Origin of the sequence: Streptomyces sp. 4F14 (assembly GCF_048159485.1) — a bacterium.
Classification (GTDB): Bacteria; Actinomycetota; Actinomycetes; order Streptomycetales; family Streptomycetaceae; genus Streptomyces.
Genome location: NZ_JBLRVY010000314.1, coordinates 1 through 339, shown reverse-complemented (window position 1 = coordinate 339; position 339 = coordinate 1). Strand labels below are relative to the sequence as shown.

1 pseudogene is annotated in these 339 nt (G+C 69.9%); it reads right to left on the bottom strand.

Features of this window, described 5'->3' with window-relative positions:
* A pseudogene (locus ACLZOT_RS50885) lies at positions 1-308 on the bottom strand (hypothetical protein); the annotation flags it as partial.
* Positions 309-339 lie beyond the last annotated feature (31 nt).

Sequence of the window (339 nt, the reverse complement as noted above, 5' to 3'; positions counted from 1 at the left end):
CATTGCGGCATGCGCCAGCCCGGGAAGAACATGCCGTGGGTGCCGGATGCCTGGACGCGGTGGCCGAGCGGGCTCCCGATGTGCTGGTTGACCGCCTGGTAGGCGAGGTCGCAGGAGGCGCAGGCCATTTTGAAGCCGCCCAGGGGCAGCGTCTGGGGTCTGTTCGGGTCGCCGGGGTTGCTCTCCCAGTGCTCGACCCAGTGTCCGAGCAGGGTCAGCTCGCCGTGTTCGGAGCCGTGCGAGCCGTGCGAGCCCTGCCCCGAGGATCCGTCCCGGCCGGCGACGTTGAGGATGCGGGGGTTCGCCAATGCCCGCTGGATGAGAGCGAGTTCGGGTGAG